5 protein-coding genes are annotated in these 3,754 nt (G+C 64.4%); 1 reads left to right on the forward strand and 4 read right to left on the reverse strand.

Annotated features, from left to right (window positions below):
• Positions 1 to 728: ABC transporter permease (locus EOA24_RS30525; protein WP_133374684.1), on the forward strand; the 728-nt coding region annotated here is incomplete at its 5' end.
• Positions 729 to 770: 42 nt separating this feature from the next.
• Here EOA24_RS30525 and ppa read toward each other — a convergent pair.
• From ppa to EOA24_RS30545, 4 genes are all read right to left on the reverse strand, one after another.
• Positions 771 to 1,304: an inorganic diphosphatase gene (gene ppa, locus EOA24_RS30530; protein WP_126063718.1), complete on the reverse strand. Its 534-nt coding sequence runs from the start codon at positions 1,302 to 1,304 to the stop codon at positions 771 to 773.
• A gap of 123 nt (positions 1,305 to 1,427) precedes the next feature.
• Complete coding sequence (locus tag EOA24_RS30535) at positions 1,428 to 1,937, reverse strand: GNAT family N-acetyltransferase (protein WP_040991512.1); 510 nt, start codon at positions 1,935 to 1,937, stop codon at positions 1,428 to 1,430.
• 216 nt (positions 1,938 to 2,153) lie between these two features.
• Positions 2,154 to 2,792, reverse strand: coding sequence for a TPM domain-containing protein (locus EOA24_RS30540; protein WP_126080515.1), 639 nt, complete (start codon positions 2,790 to 2,792; stop codon positions 2,154 to 2,156).
• Positions 2,793 to 2,798: 6 nt separating this feature from the next.
• A complete protein-coding gene (locus EOA24_RS30545) occupies positions 2,799 to 3,608 on the reverse strand; it encodes a YgcG family protein (protein ID WP_189343313.1) in 810 nt (269 codons plus the stop codon).
• Between the last annotated feature and the right edge of the window lie 146 nt (positions 3,609 to 3,754).

The raw sequence follows: 3,754 nt of genomic DNA on the forward strand, positions 1-3,754 counted from the left end.
ATATCGGCCTGGCCAGCGCGGTCGCCATGAAGGTGATGGGCGGCAGCGATTCGATGATCGTCGTCGGGCTGCTTGCCGCACTTGCCTGCGGGGCGGCGATCGGTGTCATCAACTATCTCTTGATCTGGGCGCTGCGCATCCCGCCGATCATCGCGACGCTGTCAGCGAGCTTCATCATCCAGTCGGTCGACATCAGCTACGGCCGCGGCCTGCAGATCAAGCCGCCGCCGGGCTTCGCCGACTTCACAAATTGGCAGGTGCTGGGCATACCCGTGCTGGCGATGCTGACTGTGCTGTTCACGATCGGCGCCGCACTTGCGCTGCAGCGCATGATCTACGGCCGCTCGGTGCTGGCGATCGGCCAGAACATCCGCGCCGCCTGGTTGGCCGGCGTCCATGTCGGCCGCATCCGCTTCCTCACCTACACGCTGTGCGGGGCGCTGGGCGGCATCGACGGGGCGCTGCTCGCCGGTTACTTCCGCGGCGCCAATGTCGATATCGGCAACGAATACCTGCTCGCCTCGATCGCGGTCGTCGTCATCGGCGGCACCTCGGTCGCCGGCGGCAAGGCGAACGTGCCGGGCGTCTGGGGCGCCGGCCTGTTCCTGGTGCTGCTGCTCACCATGCTCAACACATTCGGCGTCAGCGCCGGCGTGCGGCTGGTGCTGACCGGGCTGATCATCGTCGGGGTGATCACCGCGGCCGGCGGCGAGAAGGCCGTGCGGTAACAGCTTCCGCCGGCCATCTCCCGATGAGGCAAGCGGTTCGCGCTATTTCGCTGCCTTTGCCCGCGCGATCGCGTCGACGATCATCTTCTTGGCGTATTTGGAATCGTGCCAGCCCTCGATCTTGACCCATTTGCCGGGCTCGAGATCCTTGTAGTGCTCGAAGAAGTGCTGCACCTGCTGTCGCGTGATTTCCGGCAGATGCGTGTATTCGGTGACGTTCTCGTAGCGCAGCGTCAGCTTGGGCGAGGGGACGGCGATCACCTTCTCGTCCTGGCCGGCATTGTCTTCCATGATCAGCACACCGATCGGCCGCACATTGATGACGCAGCCCGGCACCAGCGCGCGGGTGTTGCAGACCAGAACATCGATCGGGTCGCCGTCGCCCGACAGTGTGTGCGGCACAAAGCCGTAATTGCCGGGATAGCGCATGGAGGTGTGCAGGAAGCGGTCGACGAACAAGGTGCCGGCCTCCTTGTCCATCTCGTATTTGATCGGCTCGCCGCCGATCGGCACCTCGATGATGACGTTGATGTCGTCGGGCGGGTTCTTCCCGATCGGCACGGCTTCGATACGCATGGCTAAATCCCTCTTTCGATTGAAAAGACCGATAGCGGGGGACGCGTCATGGTGCAATGCGGCGATTGGTGCTGAATGCTAATGAAAGCGCACAGTTTGTGATGGGCTGTAACCTAGCCGATGCTAGTCGTTCCAGACGAAAGCGACCTTCTTCAGCGCCTTCTGCTCGAAGACCTCGACGCCTTCGGCGATATCGCGGCCGCCATTGCCGGCATAGAAGGCCAGGGCGTTGTGATTGTCTTCCAGCGCCCACACCACAAGGCCGCGCAGGCCGTGGTCGGCAAGCCTGGCCTTGGCTGCCTTGAACAGGCGGCTGCCCAGCCCGATGCCCTGATATTCGGGCCGCAGATAGAGCTCGTAGATCTCGCCCTGCTGCCTGAGCTCGCGGGCGCGGTTCTTGCCGATCGTCGCATAGCCGGCGACGGTCCCGCCGATCTCGACAACCAGCACGGTGGCGGCGCGGCGAATCGCGTTGGCCCACCAGTCGACGCCGCGGCGGTTGATCATCGAGGTCAGCGTGCGGTGCGGGATGATGCCGGAATAGGCGCCGCGCCAAGCCTGCTGGTGCACCTCGGCGATGGCGCTCGCGTCGCGCGGCTCTGCCTTCCGGATGTCGATGGTCAGCGTGTTCATGATTGGTTAACCATAAACCCGCATCGGGCGATTGCAAAGAGTCCGCCAACACGCCTCGACGCTTTCGCACAGGCGGAAGGTGCATCCGCCGACGAGGCCTAGAGCCGGATGATTTCGGGTCTGTTCGACCTGAAATCTGAATCCGTCTCTAGATCCAAGAGATAGAGCATGATGTCATCCGAAAACCGCTTCACGCTTTTCGGCATCATGCTCTGGTCAGATCTCGACGAGATGATCGTCGAGCTCGTTGGCGTCGCCTTCGGTGACCGGGAAATGCTCGGCGAGCACGGCGCCAACCGTGGCGACAGCTTTGACGAAGCCGTCGGCCAGCCGGTTGTCGCCGGCATGTTTGGTCAGGTCGCGCACAACGCCGTCCCAGACATGCTGGCCGACCTTGGCGTCGATGCCGGAATCGGCAACGACCTCGGCATATCGCTCGGCGATGGAGACGAAGATGAGCACGCCGGTGCGCGCGCTCGTACGGTGGACGTTGCGCGCCAGGAACTGCTTCATCGCGTTGGCGTGCGCGGCCTGATAGCGCAGCCTTCGCGGTACGAAATGAATGCGCAAGGCGGGCAGGAGCCAGAGCAAGGCAAGCGCCGAGGCGAACGCCAGCAGTTGCGCCAGCACGAAATGCGGCAGCCGGATGGTCAGCCACAAGCCCTCCAGCCCGTAGGCGACGGCGAGGCTGGCGATGAACAGGCCGATCGTCGTTGTGAAAGCGGCCGGAAAGAAGTAGCCCTCGCTGGCGCGAGCGACGACACAGTAGATCTCGCCGTCGGTCTTCAATTCGGCCGTGCGGATCGCCTCGGCGATGCGGTCATGGTCCTCGGCGCTGATCGGTCGCGTTGCCATGGTGCCTCACCAGCTTCCCGAAGAGCCGCCGCCGCCGGACGAACCGCCGCCGCCGGAAAATCCGCCGCCGCCCGAGGACCAGCCACCGCCGCCTGACGACCAGCCGCCGCCCCCAGACGACCAGCCGCCCGAGGAAGAACGCCGGTTCTGATCGAAAGTCATGCCGAGCCAGCGGTAGCGGCCCGGCCCGATCTTCTGGCCGAAGATCGGCGGCAACACCGTCATTGCTATGCCGCCGAAGAAGATCAGCGCCCAGATGGTGATGAAAATGGCGAAGAACAGGTCGTCGGAATTGAACGGCGCCTGCTCGTTGCGCTTGCCGCGCGCCTCCAGTTCTTCGGGATTGCCCTCCAGCACCATGATCATGTCGTCGACGGCCTTGGTGATGCCGCCGGAGAAGTCACCGGCGCGGAAGGCCGGCACCATGTCGTTCTCGATGATCAGCTTGGTGTGCAGGTCGGTCAGCGTGCCTTCGAGCCCATAGCCGACCTCGATGCGCATCCTGCGGTCGTTCGGCGCCACCAGGAGCAGCACACCGTTGTTTTCCTTGGCCTGGCCGAGCTTCCAAAAGCGGAACAGCCGGTTGGCGTAAGGCTCGATCTCCTCGCCGCCGAGGCTGGGGATGGTGGCGACGACGATTTGGTCGGAGCCCTTGGTCTCGAAGTCGGCAAGCTTCTGGGTCAGCGCCGCGCGGGTGCCGGCATCGATGATGCCGGCATTGTCGACGACGCGGCCGGTCAGCGCGGGGAGGTCGGCAGCGAGCGCGGCGAGGGGGAGGAGGAAGAGGCAGAAGATGCTGGCAAGGAGGCCAAGCAATGAGAGGTAGGCGCTCTGTCGCCCCCCTCTCTGTCCTGCCGGCGCCGGCCCTTCGCTGTCGCTCCGGGCGTTCGTCGTTCGGAAAGCCAAGCAATTGGCTTTCCGTCCGCTACGCGGACCACTCCTCACCCCCCTCAAGGGGGGAG

It is taken from the genome of Mesorhizobium sp. M2A.F.Ca.ET.039.01.1.1, assembly GCF_003998035.1.
In the GTDB taxonomy this organism is placed as follows: domain Bacteria; phylum Pseudomonadota; class Alphaproteobacteria; order Rhizobiales; family Rhizobiaceae; genus Mesorhizobium.